Genomic DNA, 16781 nt, shown 5'->3' on the forward strand with positions numbered 1-16781 from the left:
ACAGCAACAGCAAGGGAGAGGGTCATGAAGAACACCGTCCGATCATTGTTTCTCGACGCGACCGATGTCGCCCGGCTGGTGGCCGCGATCGGCGCGCAGGCAGCCATCGTCGACCTGGCCGCGCAGGTGCGCCAGGCGTTCGCGCGCTGGTCCGATTTCGACAAGTCCGCGCGGCTGGCCAGCCATTCCGCACGCGGCGTGATCGAGCTGATGCCGGTCAGCGACGGCAGCCAGTATGCGTTCAAGTACGTCAACGGCCATCCGCGCAATGCGCAGCACGGCATGCCCACGGTGATGGCGTGCGGCCTGCTGGCCGAGGTGGAGACCGGTTTCCCGCTGATGCTCGCGGACCTGACGCTGGCCACCGCGCTGCGCACCGCGGCCACCTCGGCACTGGCGGCGCGTGCCATGGCGCGGCCCGGCGCGGCCACCATGGCGCTGATCGGCAATGGCGCGCAGGCGGAATTCCAGGTGCTGGCGTTCCATGCGATGCTGGGCGTGCGCGAGATCGCCGCCTATGACATCGACCCCGCCGCCAGCGCGCGGCTGATGCGCAATCTTGCCGCCGTGCCCGGCCTGGCGATCCGGCGTGCCGATTCGATCGGGGCCGCGCTGGCCGGCGCCGACATCGTCTCGACCGTCACCGCCGACAAGACCCGCGCCACCATCCTGACGCCCGACCTGGTGCGGCCGGGCATGCACCTGAACGCGGTCGGTGGCGACTGTCCCGGCAAGACCGAGCTGCATGCCGATATCCTGCGCCGCGCGCGCATCGTGGTGGAGTACGAACCGCAGACCCGCATCGAGGGCGAGATCCAGCAGTTGCCCGCCGACGCGCCCGTGACCGAGCTGTGGCAGGTGCTGGCGGGCCAGGCCCCGGGCCGTGCCGCGGCGGACGAGGTGACCGTATTCGATTCGGTGGGGTTTGCGCTGGAAGACTACGCCGCGCTGCGCTGGCTCTACGCCGCGGCGCTGGCGCATCGCGCCGGCACCGCGGTGGAACTGGTGGCGATGCCGCCCGACCCGCGCAACCTGTACGGCTGGATGCTGGCGCAGGCGGAAGGCGATGGCGCCGGGCGGCCGGTGCCACGGCCGGCGGCCGTGGCCTGAAGCGTGACCCGGGGCTTCAGGCGGCGCGGCCCATCATCAGCTGCGCGCGCAGGAAGCCTTTGACCTCTTCGAGCGAGGGCGTCTTCAGGAACACCATGATGCCCCAGTGCTGCAGGGCATCGGCCACGCCGTCATAGGCCTGGCGGTTGGTGATGACGGCGAAGATCACGTGCTGGCTGGCAAAGAAGTTCTGCAGCTTCTCGACGGTGGCCGACTCGGCATCGTTGAGCTCGTCGACGTAGTAGAGCACCACGCGCGGATGCTCGCTGACCGAAGTGATGACGGTGTCGAGCACATCGTCCACCACCACGCTCTTGAGCGGCAGGCCCCATTTGCCAAGCTGGCTGTGGATGCGCTGTGCCTCCTGGTGGTTGGGGTGGAACACCACCAGGTCCAGCCCGTGCGGCGATGCCGACTCGGGGCCGATGCGCGTCGCCAGCAGGCGATGCACGGTTTCCTTGTGGATGCGCCGATGGCCGCCATTGGTCTTCCAGGCCCCCAGTTCGCCGCGCTCGACCATCTTCTGGACGGTGCCCAGTGAGACGTTGAGCAGTTTTGCCGCTGTACGCGTGCTGTAGTAAGGCTTTTCAGCCAGTGCCGGATCAAGTTTCATCCCATCACCCGTAGTCCATAGGCAGTCGCGCCGTCATGGCGCACGCGGCCCCTGGCACTGGCGCCGCGCGATTGTCACTGCCAACAGTTGACTGACCCTGTGTGCCCGGCCCGCTCCCCCGCCGGCCAGGCTGCTTTTTGTGGTTGTTTTGATCTTTTGTGCATTTCCAGCAAGCGCAGCACGATCCCAATGTCTGGAGGTCTCGATGCTGGATTTGCTGGAAGCTAATAATATGCCGCAAACGACAAAGTATCTGTAGGAAAAAACATAAATCTGCGGGGCTTTTGTTTCTTAACGCACATTGAGTGCATTGTGATGACAACAGGGTTGTCAGTGCAGACCTGCCAGCGTCGTCATGGTTCCCATGACTGCAATGTCTGCAGCGGGTGCTGAATTCAGCGGGCGCTTCACAGTTCCGCACAACGGTTCCGTTTAACGGTACCGCTTCAAACACCGCGTTACCGTCTGTTTCACAATCCGTATTTGCGCACCTTGTCGAACAGCGTGGTCTTGGCCACGCCCAGCGCTTCGCTGGCGCGGCTGAGGTTGCCGTCGTGGCGGCGCATGGCGTCGGCGATCAGCGCGCGCTCGAACTGCTCGACGGCCTGCGCGAGCGGCATGGCCTCGGGTGCGCTGCCGCCCTGGCCGGGATTGCAGCCGAGGCCCAGCACATGACGCTCGGCGAGGTTGCGCAGTTCGCGCACATTGCCCGGCCACGGGTAGGCCACCAGCGCCGACAGTTCCGCCGGCGTGGCCGGCACCGCGTCGCGCTCGAAGCGCAACGCGGCCTGCGCGACGAAATGTTCAAACAATGCCGGCACGTCTTCGCGCCGTTCGCGCAGCGGCGGCAGCTCCAGCGTGATCACGTTGAGGCGGTAGTACAGGTCGGCGCGGAACTGGCCGGCATCGGACAGCGCGCGCAGGTCGGCCTTGGTGGCGGCCACCACGCGGGTATTGACCGGTACCGGCTGGTTCGAGCCCAGGCGTTCCACCACGCGCTCCTGCAGCACCCGCAGCAGCTTGATCTGCAGCGGCATCGGCATGCTCTCGATCTCGTCGAGAAACAGCGTGCCGCCTTCGGCATGCTCGATCTTGCCGATGCGGCGGCGCGCGGCGCCGGTGAAGGAGCCGGCCTCGTGGCCGAAGATCTCGCTTTCGAACAGCTGCTCGGGCAGGCCGCCGCAGTTGATCGCGACAAAGTTGCGCGCATGGCGCTGGCTGGCCTCGTGCAGGCAGCGCGCGACCAGCTCCTTGCCGGTGCCGGTCTCGCCGTGGATCAGCACGTTGGCGTCGGTGCCGGCCAGGTCGGCGATCAGCCGGCGCAGCCGCTCGACCGCGGGCGAATGGCCGATCAGACGGGTTTCGAGTTTCTCGCGGCCGGCCAGCCGTTCTCGCAGTTCTGATACTTCCAGCGCGAGCCGGCGCTGCTCGAGCGCGCGGCGGGTGGCATCCACAAGCTGCTCGGGCGAGAACGGCTTTTCCAGGAAGTCGTAGGCGCCTTGCTTCATCGCCTGCACCGCCAGCCCGACATCGCCGTGCCCGGTGATCATGATCACCGGCAGGGCGGGGTCGCGCGCGCGCAATTGCGCCAGCAGTGCCATGCCGTCCTGGCCGGGCAGGCGGATGTCGCTGACCACCACGCCGGCGTAGCCCGGGCCGGCCTCGCGCAGCGCGGCCTCGGCGCTGCCCACGCCGCGCGTGGCAATGCCTTCGAGGCGCAGGGCCTGCTCGCAGCCCAGGCGCACATCGGCATCGTCTTCGACGACCAGTACGGTCAGATCAGCCGGCATGATCGGCATCCTGTGAATGGGATTCCGGCGCCAGCGGCAGCACCAGCGTGAAGCAGGCGCCGCCGTCCGGATGGTTGGTGGCGGACAGGCTGCCGCCGTTCTCGTTGAGGATGCCGGCCGACAGCGTCAGGCCCAGCCCCAGCCCCTGGCCCGCGGGCTTGGTGGTGAAGAACGGCTCGAACAGCCGCGCGAAGGCTTCCTCGGACAGGCCGGCGCCGTTGTCGCGCACGGTCAGGTGGACCATCCCGCCGGCCACGTGCGCGTGCAGCGCGATGCGCGGGCCAGGCTTGCCGGCGACCGCGTCGAGCGCGTTGCCGAGCAAATTGACCAGCACCTGTTCCAGCCGGTTGGGGTCGCACACCACTGCCAGCGCCGGGTCGACATCGCGCTGCAGCGCCGGCTGCACCGCGTCGACGCGGGTCTGCAGCAGGAACAGCGCGTTGTCGACCGCCTCGGCCAGCTTCGCCTGGCGCCTGCCGTTGCCGGGCTTGCGCGCGAACGACTTGAGCGCGCCGGTGATGCGGCCCATGCGCTCGACCAGGCCGATGATGGTGTCGAGGTTGGCGCGCACCGTGGCGTAGTCGCCGCGCTCGAGGAACTTGCCGGTATTGCCGGAGATGGTGCGCAGCGCCGCCAGCGGCTGGTTCAGTTCATGCGCGATGCCGGTCGACATCTGCCCGACCGCGGCCAGCTTGCCCGCCTGCAGCAGCCCGTCCTGGGCCTGGCGCAGCACGGTCTCGGCGCGGATGCGTTCGGTGACCTCGGCCTGCAGGCGCTGGTTCGAGGTGGACAGGTCGGCGGTGCGCTCGGCCACCTTGCGCTCGAGTTCGCTGTTGGCGGCCTCCAGCGCCGCGCGCGCCGCCAGGCGCTCGTTGATGATGCGCCGGCGCACGTTCCAGGCCGCGCCCAGCAGCAGCACGAATGCGGTCAGCACGCCGGCCAGCGCCGCGGTGTTGAGCGCGGCCACGCGCGCCTGCGAGGTGTTGGTCAGCAGCGTCAGCTGCCAGTCGGTGCCGGGCAGCGCGGCATGCTGGGCCAGCATCGGCGGGCCGCGGCGCAGGCGCACCAGTTCGTCGCTACTGGTGTTGCCGGCACTGCCGTTGCCGTTGTTCACCTTGCGCACCAGGGTCAGCGGCAGCTGCGGCAGCGGGGCGCGGTTGTACTGCAGGCTGCGCGCCAGGCGCTCGCGCGCCTCGGCCGACAGCGGGCGCAGCGCGGCCAGCTTCCACGACGGGTCCGAGGCCAGGATCACCACGCCGTTCTCGTCGGTCAGCAGCATCTGGCTGTCGGCGCCCTGCCAGCGGTTTTCCAGCGGCTCCAGGCCGATCTTGACCACCGCCACGCCGACCGGGTTGTCGCGCTCGCCCAGCGGCGCCGACAGGTAGTAGCCGGATTCGCTGCGCGTGGTGCCGACGCCGTAGAAGCGGCCCAGCTGGCCCTCCATCGCCGAGCGGAAATACGGGCGGAAGCTCAGGTCTTCGCCAAGGTAGCTGTCCGGGCGCTGCCAGTTGCTGGTGGCCAGCACCTTGCCGTGCGCATCCAGCACATAGATCACGCGGGTGCCGGCGCGGGTATTGAGGGCGCTCAGGTATTCGTTGGCGCGCGCGGTGCGCGTGGCGTCGTCGGGGCGCAGCATCAGCGCGGCGATGCGCTCGTCCAGCGACAGCAGGCCGGGCACGTAGTCGTAGTGCGCCAGCTCGCTTTCCAGCGCCTGCGTGTACAGCCGCAGCTGCACCTGGCCGCGTTCGGCCTGGCGCGCCAGCGCGGTGTCGTAGGTGTAGCGGTAGCCGAGCGCGCCGGCCAGTCCGACCAGCACGGCCAGCGCCAGCAGCGCCAGCAGCGGCGCGGCGCCGCGCAGGCCGTGGGGCAGGCGCGCGCCGTTGGCCGCGGCCGGGGCAGCGGAGGTCGCCGGAGCCGCGGGGCTGGCGGCGGTGGCGCGGGGGGTATCGCCGGGAGGGTGTAGCGGGCCGGTCATCAGGTGTTGGGCGAGGCAGGTGGCAAAGCCGCCGCGCCGGCAATGGCTGGAGCCTGGCGCGGGAGCCTACTTTTACCACACCAACGGGGGGTGCCGGCCGCCGCAATGCAAAAAGGCCCGGTTGCCTGATTGGCAACCGGGCCCTGGCACGCCTGGCGGACGGTGTTACTTGGCCGCCAGGACCTGGGCAGGTGCCAGGCCGGTGGTGGTATCCGCGGCGGGTTCATCCTCCTCGGACGTTACCGGCGCGCCGATGGCGCCTTCGCTTTTGGCGACGACGGCGGTGGCAATCGCATTGCCAAGCACATTGGTCACGGTGCGACCCATGTCGAGTACGTGGTCGATGCCGAGCACCAGCAGGATGCCGGCCTCCGGCAGGCCGAACATCGGCAGCACGGCGGCGACCACCACCAGCGAGGCGCGCGGCACGCCGGCGATGCCCTTGCTGGTGACAAGCAGGACCAGCAGCATGGTGATCTGCTGGCTCAGCGACAGCTCGATGCCATACACCTGGGCCACGAACAGCGCGGCGAACGAGGTGTACATGATCGAGCCGTCCAGGTTGAACGAGTAGCCCAGCGGCAGCACGAAGTTGGTGATGCGCTCCTTGACGCCGAAGCGGGTCAGCTGGTCAATTACCTTCGGGTAGGCCGATTCGCTGCTGGCGGTGGCGAAGCCGATCATCAGCGGCGCGCGCATCAGCTTGAGCAGGCGGAACACGTCGCGGCCCAGGAAGCAGTAGCCGCCGGCGATCAGCGCCACCCACAGCAGCGCCAGCGCCAGGTACAGGCTGCCCAGCAGCTTGGCGTAGACCACCAGCACGCCCAGGCCCTGCGCGGTGATCACGGCTGCGATCGCGCCGAACACGCCCACCGGGGCGAACGCCATCACGTAGTTGGTGACCTTCAGCATCACGTCGGCCAGGCCCTCGATGCCTTGCAGCACCGGCTTGCCGACGCCGTCCTTGACGGTGCCCAGCGCAAAGCCGAAGAACAGCGAGAACACCACGATCTGCAGGATCTCGTTGTGCGCCATGGCCTCGACGAAGCTCTTGGGGAACATGTGCGCGATGAAGTCGCGCAGGTTCAGCGCCCCGGTCTTCAGGTTCGAGGTGGCGTCCGCCGCCGGCAGCGCCAGGTTCATGCCGTGGCCGGGCTGCAGCAGGTTGGCCATGACCAGGCCGAGCAGCAGCGAGGTGACCGAGGCGCCGATGAACCACGTCATCGCCTTCATGCCGATGCGGCCGACGGCGCGGCCGTCGCCCATGCTGGCGATGCCGGCCACCAGCGTGGCGAACACCAGCGGGCCGATGATCATCTTGATCATCCGCAGGAAGATGTCGGTCAGGATGGACAGGTGGTTGGCGATCGATTTGGCGGTGGCGGCGTCCGGCGCCAGGTTGTGCGCGGCGGTGCCGGCCAGCACGCCTAGCAGCATCGCAATGAAGATCAGGGTGGGCAGTCGATTCAGTTTCATCGTGGATCAGGCCTGTGCGACCGTTCCGGTACCGGGACGGGCGACTGTGTATTGCAGGAAGGCTGGGCGACGTCGGGGCGCCGGGCCGGCCGTGTCAGGGTTCAGCGCGGCAACAGGTGCCGGGGGTGCGCCGGGATGGCGACGGGGGTGGGCAAGGCAGGGTCGGTCATGGGTGTGTCCTCCTTTGTTTTTTCGGCATCGGCCGGGACGCTGGGAGCGTGCCGGCGTACCTGTCTGGCGCTGTGAGCGGCGGCCTATATTGCACGTGCCGTGCCAGCTCCACGGCCTCGCCGGGGCTATGCAAGCTGTTGAATACAAAGGGGAAAATGATGTGATGCCGGCGCACGGTTCGGGAAACCGGATTGGCTGGCCACAGCGCCGTTCGGGAATCCGAACGGTGTTCTAGGTGTAAACCCGGGGTTTTGTGGGGTGTGGAGGGGGTGGGGTTGCCGCTGGTTTGCTCCTCTCTGCCGCCGCGCGGGAGAGGGGCCGGAGTGAGGGCGGGAGGGGCGAAGACTGATGTCGGTGGGTGAAAACCGGAGGCGCTGTCTGCGGTGGTGCCTTGCTAGACCGCCCTCACGGCGGCCCTCTCCCCGCGAGGGGGGGAGGGAGTACACCGTCGGTGCGTTGGCAGGGGTGGGACTTCAGCCGCCCAGCAACCGGTAGCACAACCTTGCCGCCACCCGCGCGCCGCAGCCATCGCGGTCGTGCAGCGGGTTGAACTCGGCAAGGTCCGCCACGCGCAGCTTGCCGCTGTCGCGCAGCAGCGTGGCGATGGCCTCGACCACCGCCAGCGGCACGCCGTACGCGGCCGGGGCCGAGACGCCGGGCATCACCGCGGCGGGCAGCACGTCGAGGTCGATGGTCAGGTAGACGTGCTCGGCATCGGCGACCCAGCGCTCCAGTTCGGCCAGGCGCGCGTCGAGGTGGCGCTCCTGCATGTCGGTGTCCTCGACATGGCGCACGCCCAGTGCGTGCGCGCGCGCGAACAGCGCGGCCGTGTTGGCCAGCCGGCTGACGCCAAGGCAGGCGTAGTCGAACGGCAGGCCGCGATGACGGCAGTCGGCGGCGATCTGGTCGAAGGGCGTGCCGGAGCTGCCGGGGCGGCTGCCGCGCAGGTCGAAGTGCGCGTCGAGATTGACGATCAGCACGCGGCCGCGGTCGCCGTGGGCGTCCAGGTGCATGCGCAGGCCTTGCCACGTGCCCCAGGCCACTTCATGCCCGCCGCCGAGCACCAGCGGCCAGGCGCCGACCGCCAGTTCGGCGGCGACGGCTTGCCCGAGCCGCTGCTGCGCGTGCTCCAGCGCATCGCCTTCGCAGTGGATGTCGCCGCCGTCGATCAGGCGGCCGATGGCATGCGCCGGCACGCCCGCCAGCGCGCGGCGAATCTCGCGCGGGGCGGCGGCGGCGCCGGGCCGGCCCTGGTTGCGCACCACGCCGGCGTCGCAGCAGAAGCCCAGCAATACCGGCACCCCGGGCGTGCGCGGCGTGGCGGGGCCGGCGACGATATCGAACAGGCGCCGGGTGTCGCCGGCCTCGCCGGTATCGCGGCGGCCGCGCCAGACCGTCTCGTGGCCGGCGGCGGCCGTGGTTGCCGTGGCGTCGGTCGCCGGCGCAAACTCTGCCAGGTCGCTCATTTCAGCCGGCGCCCCAGGGTTTCGGGCACCATCAGCAGGCCCAGCAGCGATACCACGCCGCAGCCGATCACGTACAGCGCCGGGGCGTTGACGTCGCCGGTGACCTGGATCAGCTGGGTCGAGAAGTACTGCGCAAAGCCGCCGAAGATGGCGATGGCGACGCAATAGGCGATCGACAGGCCGGTGGCGCGCAGGCGCCTGGGCAGCACCTCGCTGACCAGCACCATCGACGCCGGCGCGGTCATCGACATCGGCACCGACAGGCACGCCACCACCACCAGCAGCCGCGCCAGCGAGGGCTCGGCATTGATCAGCACGAACGCCGGGTAGACCATCGCCAGCAGCGCCACGCGCGACCACAGCACCACGGTCTTGCGGCCGACGCGGTCGGCCAGCCAGCCGGCGAACGGCGACAGCGCCACCTGCACCGCCGCGGCCACGCAGCCGGCCCAGATGCCCAGCGACAGCGGCATCTTCAGCACGCTGACGGCGTAGTTGCTGAGGTAGTAGACGACGATATAGGTGGAAGAGGCCAGGCCGATCATCAGCAGGATGCTGGCAAAGACTTCGCGCGCATGCTGGCGCAGCAGCGGCCATTGCGCGGCGTGCTCGCCGTGATGCGCCGGCGTGGCGGTCTCTTCCAGGCGGCGGCGGATCAGCAGGCCGACCGGGATCACCAGGATGCCGATCAGGAAGGCCAGGCGCCAGCCCCAGGATTCGAGCTCGGCCGGCGCCAGCAGATTGCTCAGCACCAGCCCGGTGACGGCGCCCAGCAGCGCCGCCAGGCCCTGGCTGAACGGCTGCCACGCGGTATAGAAGCCGCGCGTGCGGTCGTCGGCGTATTCCAGCAGCAGCGCGGTCGACGCGCCCATCTCGCCGCCGATGGCGAAGCCCTGCACCAGCCGCGCGATCACCACCATGACCGGCGCGAGGATGCCGATCTGCGCGTACGGCGGCGTCACCACGAAGATCAGCGAGCTCAGGCCCATCAGCCACAGCGTCAGTGCCACCGCCGGCTTGCGCCCGGCGCGGTCGGCGTACATGCCGATCAGCAGGCCGCCGAGCGGTCGCATCAGGAAGCCGACGCCGAAGGTGGCGAACGACATCAGCAGCTGGCCGGAGGGGTTGTCGACGGGGAAGTACAGGCGGCCGATCAGCGTGGCAAAGAAGCTGTAGACCACGAAATCGTAGAACTCGAGGCCGTTGCCGATGGTGATGGCGGCAATGGCGCGCGTGCGCGACAGCTGCGGTTGCGGCGCCGCGACCGCCATGCCGGCGGTGGTGTCGATGGACATGGGTGTCTCCGTAAAAGTATGGCCGCGGCCGGGCGCGCGTGGCGCGGCCCGGCCGGGTTGGCGTTTGCCAGGCTCTTGCTGGCCCGATCAGTCGCGCAGCATCGGCAGGTCCAGGCCCTGCTCGCGCGCGCAGTCGACGGCGATCTGGTAGCCGGCGTCGGCATGGCGCATCACGCCGGTGGCGGGGTCGTTGTGCAGCACGCGGGCGATGCGCGCGGCGGCTTCATCGGTGCCGTCGCACACGATCACCACGCCTGAATGCTGCGAAAAGCCCATGCCCACGCCGCCGCCGTGGTGCAGCGAGACCCAGGTGGCGCCGCTGGCGGTGTTCAGCAGCGCGTTCAGCAGCGGCCAGTCGGACACGGCGTCGGAGCCGTCCTGCATCGCTTCGGTCTCGCGGTTGGGGCTGGCGACCGAACCCGAGTCCAGGTGGTCGCGGCCGATCACCACCGGCGCCGACAGCTCGCCGCTGCGGACCATCTCGTTGAACGCCAGGCCCAGCTTGGCGCGCAGGCCCAGGCCGACCCAGCAGATCCGCGCCGGCAGGCCCTGGAAGCTGATGCGCTCGCGCGCCATGTCGAGCCAGCGGTGCAGGTGCTCGTCATCGGGGATCAGTTCCTTGACCTTGGCATCGGTCTTGTAGATGTCCTGCGGATCGCCCGACAGCGCGGCCCAGCGGAACGGGCCGATACCGCGGCAGAACAGCGGGCGGATATAGGCGGGAACGAAGCCGGGGAAGTCGAAAGCGTTGGCCACGCCTTCTTCCTTGGCCATCTGGCGGATGTTGTTGCCGTAGTCGAAGGTCGGCACGCCCAGCTTCTGGAAGTCCAGCATGGCTTGCACATGCGCGGCCATCGAGGCCTTGGCGGCCTTCACCACCACGGCCGGCTCGCGCTGGGCGCGCTCGCGGTATTCGTCCCAGCTCCAGCCGGCGGGCAGGTAGCCGTTGAGCGGGTCGTGCGCGCTGGTCTGGTCGGTGACCATGTCGGGGCGCACGCCGCGGCGCACCAGTTCGGGCAGCACTTCGGCGGCGTTGGCGCACAGCGCGATCGAGATGGCCTTGCCCTGCGCGGTGTAGCGGTCGATGCGGGCGAGCGCGTCGTCGAGGTCGGTGGCCTGCTCGTCGACATAGCGGGTCTTCAGGCGGAAATCGATGCGGCTCTGCTGGCATTCGATGTTCAGCGAGCAGGCGCCGGCCAGGGTCGCGGCCAGCGGCTGCGCGCCGCCCATGCCGCCCAGGCCCGCGGTCAGCACCCAGCGGCCCTTCAGGTTGCCGTGGTAGTGCTGGCGGCCGGCTTCGACGAAGGTTTCATAGGTGCCCTGCACGATGCCCTGGCTGCCGATATAGATCCAGCTGCCGGCGGTCATCTGGCCGTACATGGCCAGGCCCCTGGCGTCGAGCTCGTTGAAGTGCTCCCAGTTGGCCCAGTGGGGGACCAGGTTGGAATTGGCGATCAGCACACGCGGGGCGTCGCGATGGGTCTGGAACACGCCGACCGGCTTGCCCGACTGGATCAGCAGGGTCTGGTCGTCTTCCAGGCGGGTCAAGGCCTCGACGATGCGGTCATAGCATTCCCAGTTGCGGGCGGCGCGGCCGATGCCGCCGTAGACCACCAGTTCCTTCGGGTTCTCCGCGACCTCGGGGTCGAGGTTGTTCATCAGCATGCGCAGCGGGGCTTCGGTCAGCCAGCTTTTGGCAGTCAGCTTGGTGCCGCGCGCGGCGCGGATTTCGGTGTCGCGGAAACGCGTAGGTTGGTTGGGGGTCTGGGTCACGGGAAACTCCTTCGGTCTGGCGGGTCTGGAACGCGCGCTTTGGTCAACGCATAGGCATGTATGTTCCTGTATATACAAGTACGTATGAATCGGGGTAATCCCGTAGGATGGGCGCGCGCGATGCGTCGTTTTCGTTACAAAAGCGGGAAAGGTTCCGGTTTCGGCACCGGGGCCTAGGATGTGAAGCGGCCTTCCAGGCGATGGAGCGACCCCGGATGCACCAGCCGCACCGACGTCACCACGCGCCCGGCGGACCAGGTGCGGCGGCGGATCAGCAGGCACGGTTCGCCGCGTTCGATGGCGAGCAGCTCGCACTCTTCCGGCAGCGCCAGCACGGCCTCGACCACATGCTCGCCCTCGGTCAGCGGGGCGATGCGCGACAGGTACTGGTAAGGGGTTTCGCTGCCGAAATCCTGCGCCAGGTAGTCCGGGGCGACCGCGGCATTGACATAGCGGTCTTCCAGCTGGATGGCCACGTCGTCCTCGTAGTGGACGATCACCGAATGGAACACCCGCGCCTCCAGCGCGACCTCCAGCGCCGCGGCCTGCGCCGGACCGGCGCGCTCGGCCGCCAGGCTGATCACGCGGGCGCGATGGCGATGCCCGCGCGCGGCGATGTCGTCGGCGATATTGTTGACCGCGTACAGCGCGGTGCGCCGCTTGGGCTCTGCGACGAAGGTGCCGACGCCCTGCAGCCGCACCAGCATGCCCTCGCTCGTCAGCTCGCGCAGCGCGCGGTGCACGGTCATGCGGCTGACGCCAAGCGCCTCGACCAGCTCGGTCTCGGACGGCACGCGGTGATGGGGCGGCCAGCTGCCGTCAGCAATCCGGCTGCTGATGTGCTGCTTGACGCGCGCATACAGCGGCGCCGGCATCGGGTCGGACACGAGCGACAACGGGTTCCCCTTGGTTTCGGCCAGGCGGCCATGCGACAGGCGCCGAATGTATCACGGTCGCTGCGCGGGCAGACCGGCCGGCTATGAGGCCTGCGCGTTGCGCTGCGCGTAGCCGGCCAGGAACACGTCCAGCGCCACCGGCCGCCCGATCGCATAGCCCTGCGCGTAATCCACGCCGATCGCGCGCAACGCATCGAGGGTGCGTTCGTCCTCGACCCATTCCGCCACCGTGCGCACGCCCAGGCGGTGTCCGATGTCGTTGATCGAGCTGACGATCTCGCGGTCCACCGCGTTGTCGGCCAGCTGCCGGATAAAGCTGCCGTCGATCTTGAGGAAGTCCACCGGGAACTGCTTCAGGTAGGCGAACGACGACAGGCCCGAGCCGAAGTCGTCCAGCGACACGGTGCAGCCCGCGCGCCGCATCTCCGCCACCAGGCGGTTGGCCGCGGCCATGTTGTTGATCAGCGCGGTTTCGGTGATTTCCAGCCGGATGCGGCTGGCGGGCAGGGCGCTGGCTTCCAGTTCGGCGTGCAGGAACGGCAGCAGGAACGGCTCGCCCAGCGAGTTGGCCGACAGGTTGATCGATACGGAAAGCCCCGGCACCGCGCCCAGCCGTTCGCCGTAGCCGCGCAGCACGTTGCGGATGACCCAGCGGTCGACATGGCCCATCAGGTCGTAGCGCTCGGCGGCGGGAATGAAGGCGCCGGGCAGGATCAGCTCGCCGTGCTCGTCGACCATGCGCACCAGGATCTCGATATGGCGGTGGGCGCTGCCGTCCGCGTTCTGTTCCGGCTGCAGCGCGCGGATCTCCTGCGCGAACAGGCGGAAGCGGTTGGCCTCGAGCGCCGAGTGGATGCCGGCGGCGACTTCCAGCTCGCGGTGGTGGCGGCGCGCGTCGCTCTCGTCGCGGCGGTACACCGAGACCCGGCTGCGACCCGCGGCCTTGGCCGCATAGCAGGCCACGTCGGCGCGGCTCATCAGTTCGCTGACCGGCGGCACGTCCAGGTCGATGGCGGCGATGCCGATGCTGGCGCCGATGTCGTACACGCGCCCTTCCCACGGGAAGCGGCGCCCGCGGATGGCGTCGATCACGCCCTGGCACACCTGCTCGGCCTGGTCGACGGTGCAGTCCTTGAGCAGCAGCGCGAACTCGTCGCCGCCCAGGCGCGCCAGCACGTCGTCCGGGCGCACATGGTTGCGGATCAGGTAGCCGAGCTCGCGCAGCAGCACGTCGCCGGCGCCGTGGCCGGCGGTGTCGTTGACGATCTTGAAGCGGTCCAGGTCGATAAAGCACAGCGCGGCGCGATGGCCGTGCAGCCGCGCCGCGTCGCACGACTCGCGCAGGCGCTTCTCGAACCAGGTGCGGTTGGGCAGGCCGGTCAGCGCATCGTGCATGGCCGAGCGCGCCAGCTCGCGCTGCAGCGCGCGCGCGGCGGTGATGTCCTGGAACACCAGCACCGCGCCCAGCACCTCGCCGCGCGCGGTCAGCACCGGCGCGGCCGAGTCCTGCACGTCGTGGCGCTCGCCGGTCAGGCTCTGCAGCACCGCGCCTTCCTGCAGGTAGGCCGGCGTCAGCGTGCGCAGGCAGGCCTCGACCGGGCTCGGGATGGGCTCGCCGGTGCTCTCGTCGACGATGCGGAAGACCCGTTCCAGCGGCAGGCCCGTGGCGGCGGCCATGGTCCAGCCGGTCAGCTGTTCCGCGATCGGGTTCATGAAGGTCACGTGCATGGTGGCGTCGGTGCAGATCACCGCATCGCCGATCGAGCGCAGCGTGATATGCAGGCGCTCCTTCTCCTCGAACAGCGCCTCGGTCAGGCGGCGCTGCTCGGTGGTGTCCCAGTTGGTGCCGACCAGCGCGTGGGCGGTGCCGTCGGCGCCGCGGGTCACCATCGCCATCGCGCGTACGTGGCGCACCTCGCCGCCGGGGCGCACGATGCGGTATTCGGTATCGAACGGCGCTTCGCCACGGATGGCGCGGCGCATCTCGGCGCGCACGCGGCTGACATCGTCGGGATGCAGCAGCGCGATCCATTGCTCCGACAGCGGCGCGCCGGCGGCGGGGTCGGTGCCGTGCAGCGCATGCATGCGCGCATCCCAGGTGATGCCGGCACTGGCAAGGTCCCATTCCCAGATGCCGACACCGCCGGCTTCCACGGCCAGCTGGATGCGCCGCGACAGCCGTTCCAGCTCTTGCTGCGCCAGCTTGCGCGCGTGGATGTCTTCCACCTGCGTGATGAAGTGCTGCGGCTCGCCGGTCTGCTCGTCGCGCACCAGCGAGACCGCCAGCAGCACCCAGCGGTAGTGGCCGTCCTTGTGGCGGTAGCGCTTTTCCAGGCGATAGGCCTCGACCTTGCCGGACAACAGGTTGGCGACCTGGCGCAGGTCGCCGGTGAGGTCGTCGGGGTGGGTCAGCTGCTGGTAGCTCAGCTCGCGCAGTTCGGCCGCGCTGTAGCCCAGCAACTCGGTCATGGCGCGGTTGACGGTCTGCCAGCGGCCGTCCATGTCGACCAGCGCCATGCCGATGGCCGAATGCTCCATGGCCTGGCGAAAGCGCTTGTCGCTGCTGCGCAGGCTGGCGCGGCCGTGCCGGTTCTGCTCGGTCAGGTAGGCGATGCAGACCGGCAGCACCATGATCACCGCGGCCGACAGCGGCACCGCTTCATGGCGGTGCGACAGCAGCATCAGTGCCTGCAGGCACAGCGTGGCCACCAGCGCCAGCAGCGCGGTGGCAAACGGATTGCCGGCCAGCGCCAGCAGCACCAGCGGCAGCGACATCGCCGCGAACGGGTCGTGGCCCTGCCAGTGCGCGAATGAGCCGATGGCCAGGCTAAGCGCCAGCGCCCCCGCCTGCGGCGCCAGCATCGGGCGCGCGGCGGCGGCGCGCACGCGCACCTCGGTCGTCGACAGCATCAGCGGCAGCAGCAGCGCCATGCCCAGCGCGCTGGCCTGCCACCAGGTCCACCACACTGGCGCGAAGCGGCTGCCCTCGACCGCGGCGATAGCTGCCGCGCCGGCGGTTGCGCCCACCATCGGCGCCAGGATGCCGCCGACCGCCAGCATCACCGCGAACGCGGCCAGCGGACCGTGGCGCCCGGTCACGCCGTGCCGGTCCAGCAGGCGCAACAGCAGCAGCGCGGACAGCATCTCCGCCAGGTTGGCGCCGGTCAGCATCAGCGCGGTGCCGACGCTGTCGCCGGCGCCGTGGTTGGCCAGCACGCTGGCCACCACCATGCCGGCCAGCAGCCACGGTCCTTCCGCACGGGGCCGGTGCAGCAGCAGGCCCAGCCCGAATGCGTTGGGCAGCCACACCGAGGCCACGGTGCCGGGCAGCCGCGCCAGCCACAGCGCCGCCGCCGCCAGCACGAAATAGGCGGCGCCGGCCAGCAGCAAGGGCAGCCAGCGGCGCGGCGCGGCGGAAGGGGCTGGGGCAGCCGGAAGGCTCGGCGGGGCCGTGTCGGGCGTCATGGACGAGAACGAGGCAAAGGCGGTGCGATGCGGGTGGGAAGGAGGCGGCGTGACCGGCGCGCCCGGCGGCATGCCCCCGAAACGCCCGGACAGACTGCCGCCCAGCGTAGGGGCAATGTAGCGAGGATAAGCGCATGGCCATCGGCAGGACAGGGGGCAGGTTGGGGGGTTACTTGCCTCTGGTGTTGGGGGCGATTTTTTGGTAGGGCGGCAAGCGCCGGGGTCCGCGATGCCGGTATCCGCCTCGATAACCTCCCCGGTAATCGCGCCGCCGCGCCCCAGCGCCGATCATGCAGCCATGGCCTGACCCCAGGCCCCCAGACCCTGACCACTCAACCCCGAGGAGAAAGCCATGTCCGCTGCCACCCAGTCCCCCCACGCTGAACACGCCGCCACCCTTGCCGACCGCTACCTTGCCGCCTGGAACGAGACCGATGCCGCGCGCCGGCGCGAGCTGATCGCGGCGGCGTGGACGGAAACGGCGAGCTATGTGGATCCGCTGATGCGGGGCGACGGCCATGCCGGCATCGACGCGATGATCGCCGCGGTGCAGGCGAAGTTTCCCGGTTTCCGCTTCACGCGCGTCAGCCCGGTCGATGCGCACGGCGAACACCTGCGCTTTACCTGGGAGCTCGGCCCCGCCGGCGAAGCGGCGCTGGTGGTCGGCACCGACTTTGCCACCGTGTCGGCCGATGGCCGGCTGGCGCGCATGACCGGCTTTATCGACCGCGCTCCGGCCGGGCTTGCCTGA

Annotated in this window: 11 protein-coding genes; 2 read left to right on the forward strand and 9 right to left on the reverse strand. The window is 69.7% G+C overall.

Annotated features, from left to right (window positions below; all coding sequences use genetic code 11):
• Nucleotides 1-24: 24 nt before the first annotated feature.
• Nucleotides 25-1110: an ornithine cyclodeaminase gene (locus tag GA0116996_RS05470; RefSeq protein ID WP_092308010.1), complete on the forward strand. Its 1086-nt coding sequence runs from the start codon at nt 25-27 to the stop codon at nt 1108-1110.
• A 16-nt stretch (nt 1111-1126) separates the two neighbouring features.
• Here GA0116996_RS05470 and GA0116996_RS05475 read toward each other — a convergent pair whose 3' ends face one another.
• The 9 genes from GA0116996_RS05475 to GA0116996_RS05515 form a co-directional block, all read right to left on the reverse strand.
• The gene (locus GA0116996_RS05475; RefSeq protein WP_092308012.1) at nt 1127-1723 is read right to left on the reverse strand and encodes a helix-turn-helix domain-containing protein; all 597 of its coding nucleotides are present in this window, start codon (nt 1721-1723) and stop codon (nt 1127-1129) included.
• A 470-nt stretch (nt 1724-2193) separates the two neighbouring features.
• On the reverse strand, nt 2194-3513 hold the full coding sequence (locus GA0116996_RS05480) for a sigma-54-dependent transcriptional regulator (protein ID WP_092308389.1): 1320 nt from the start codon (nt 3511-3513) through the stop codon (nt 2194-2196).
• Nucleotides 3503-5488: a sensor histidine kinase gene (locus GA0116996_RS05485; RefSeq protein WP_092308014.1), complete on the reverse strand. Its 1986-nt coding sequence runs from the start codon at nt 5486-5488 to the stop codon at nt 3503-3505. The genes GA0116996_RS05480 and GA0116996_RS05485 overlap by 11 nt, the downstream gene beginning before the upstream one ends.
• A gap of 165 nt (nt 5489-5653) precedes the next feature.
• The gene (locus GA0116996_RS05490) at nt 5654-6964 is read right to left on the reverse strand and encodes a dicarboxylate/amino acid:cation symporter (RefSeq protein ID WP_092308017.1); all 1311 of its coding nucleotides are present in this window, start codon (nt 6962-6964) and stop codon (nt 5654-5656) included.
• A 644-nt stretch (nt 6965-7608) separates the two neighbouring features.
• Entirely contained in the window at nt 7609-8601 is a 993-nt protein-coding gene (hutG, locus tag GA0116996_RS05495; protein WP_092308018.1) for a formimidoylglutamase, read from the reverse strand.
• Nucleotides 8598-9896 carry an MFS transporter gene (locus tag GA0116996_RS05500; RefSeq protein WP_092308020.1) on the reverse strand — a complete coding sequence of 433 codons (1299 nt, stop codon included), beginning with the start codon at nt 9894-9896 and terminating at the stop codon, nt 8598-8600. Before GA0116996_RS05500 ends, hutG begins: the two co-directional genes overlap by 4 nt.
• 87 nt (nt 9897-9983) lie before the next feature.
• A complete protein-coding gene (hutU, locus tag GA0116996_RS05505) occupies nt 9984-11669 on the reverse strand; it encodes a urocanate hydratase (RefSeq protein WP_092308022.1) in 1686 nt (561 codons plus the stop codon).
• A gap of 173 nt (nt 11670-11842) precedes the next feature.
• Nucleotides 11843-12544, reverse strand: coding sequence for a histidine utilization repressor (hutC, locus tag GA0116996_RS05510; RefSeq protein ID WP_181486957.1), 702 nt, complete (start codon nt 12542-12544; stop codon nt 11843-11845).
• A gap of 102 nt (nt 12545-12646) precedes the next feature.
• Nucleotides 12647-16030, reverse strand: a complete 3384-nt coding sequence (locus tag GA0116996_RS05515) for a diguanylate cyclase (RefSeq protein ID WP_092308390.1) — start codon at nt 16028-16030, stop codon at nt 12647-12649.
• 352 nt (nt 16031-16382) lie between these two features.
• Here GA0116996_RS05515 and GA0116996_RS05520 point away from each other — a divergent pair, with 352 nt between their 5' ends.
• Complete coding sequence (locus GA0116996_RS05520) at nt 16383-16781, forward strand: nuclear transport factor 2 family protein (protein WP_092308026.1); 399 nt, start codon at nt 16383-16385, stop codon at nt 16779-16781.

Source organism: Cupriavidus alkaliphilus, assembly GCF_900094595.1.
Lineage (GTDB): Bacteria > Pseudomonadota > Gammaproteobacteria > Burkholderiales > Burkholderiaceae > Cupriavidus > Cupriavidus alkaliphilus.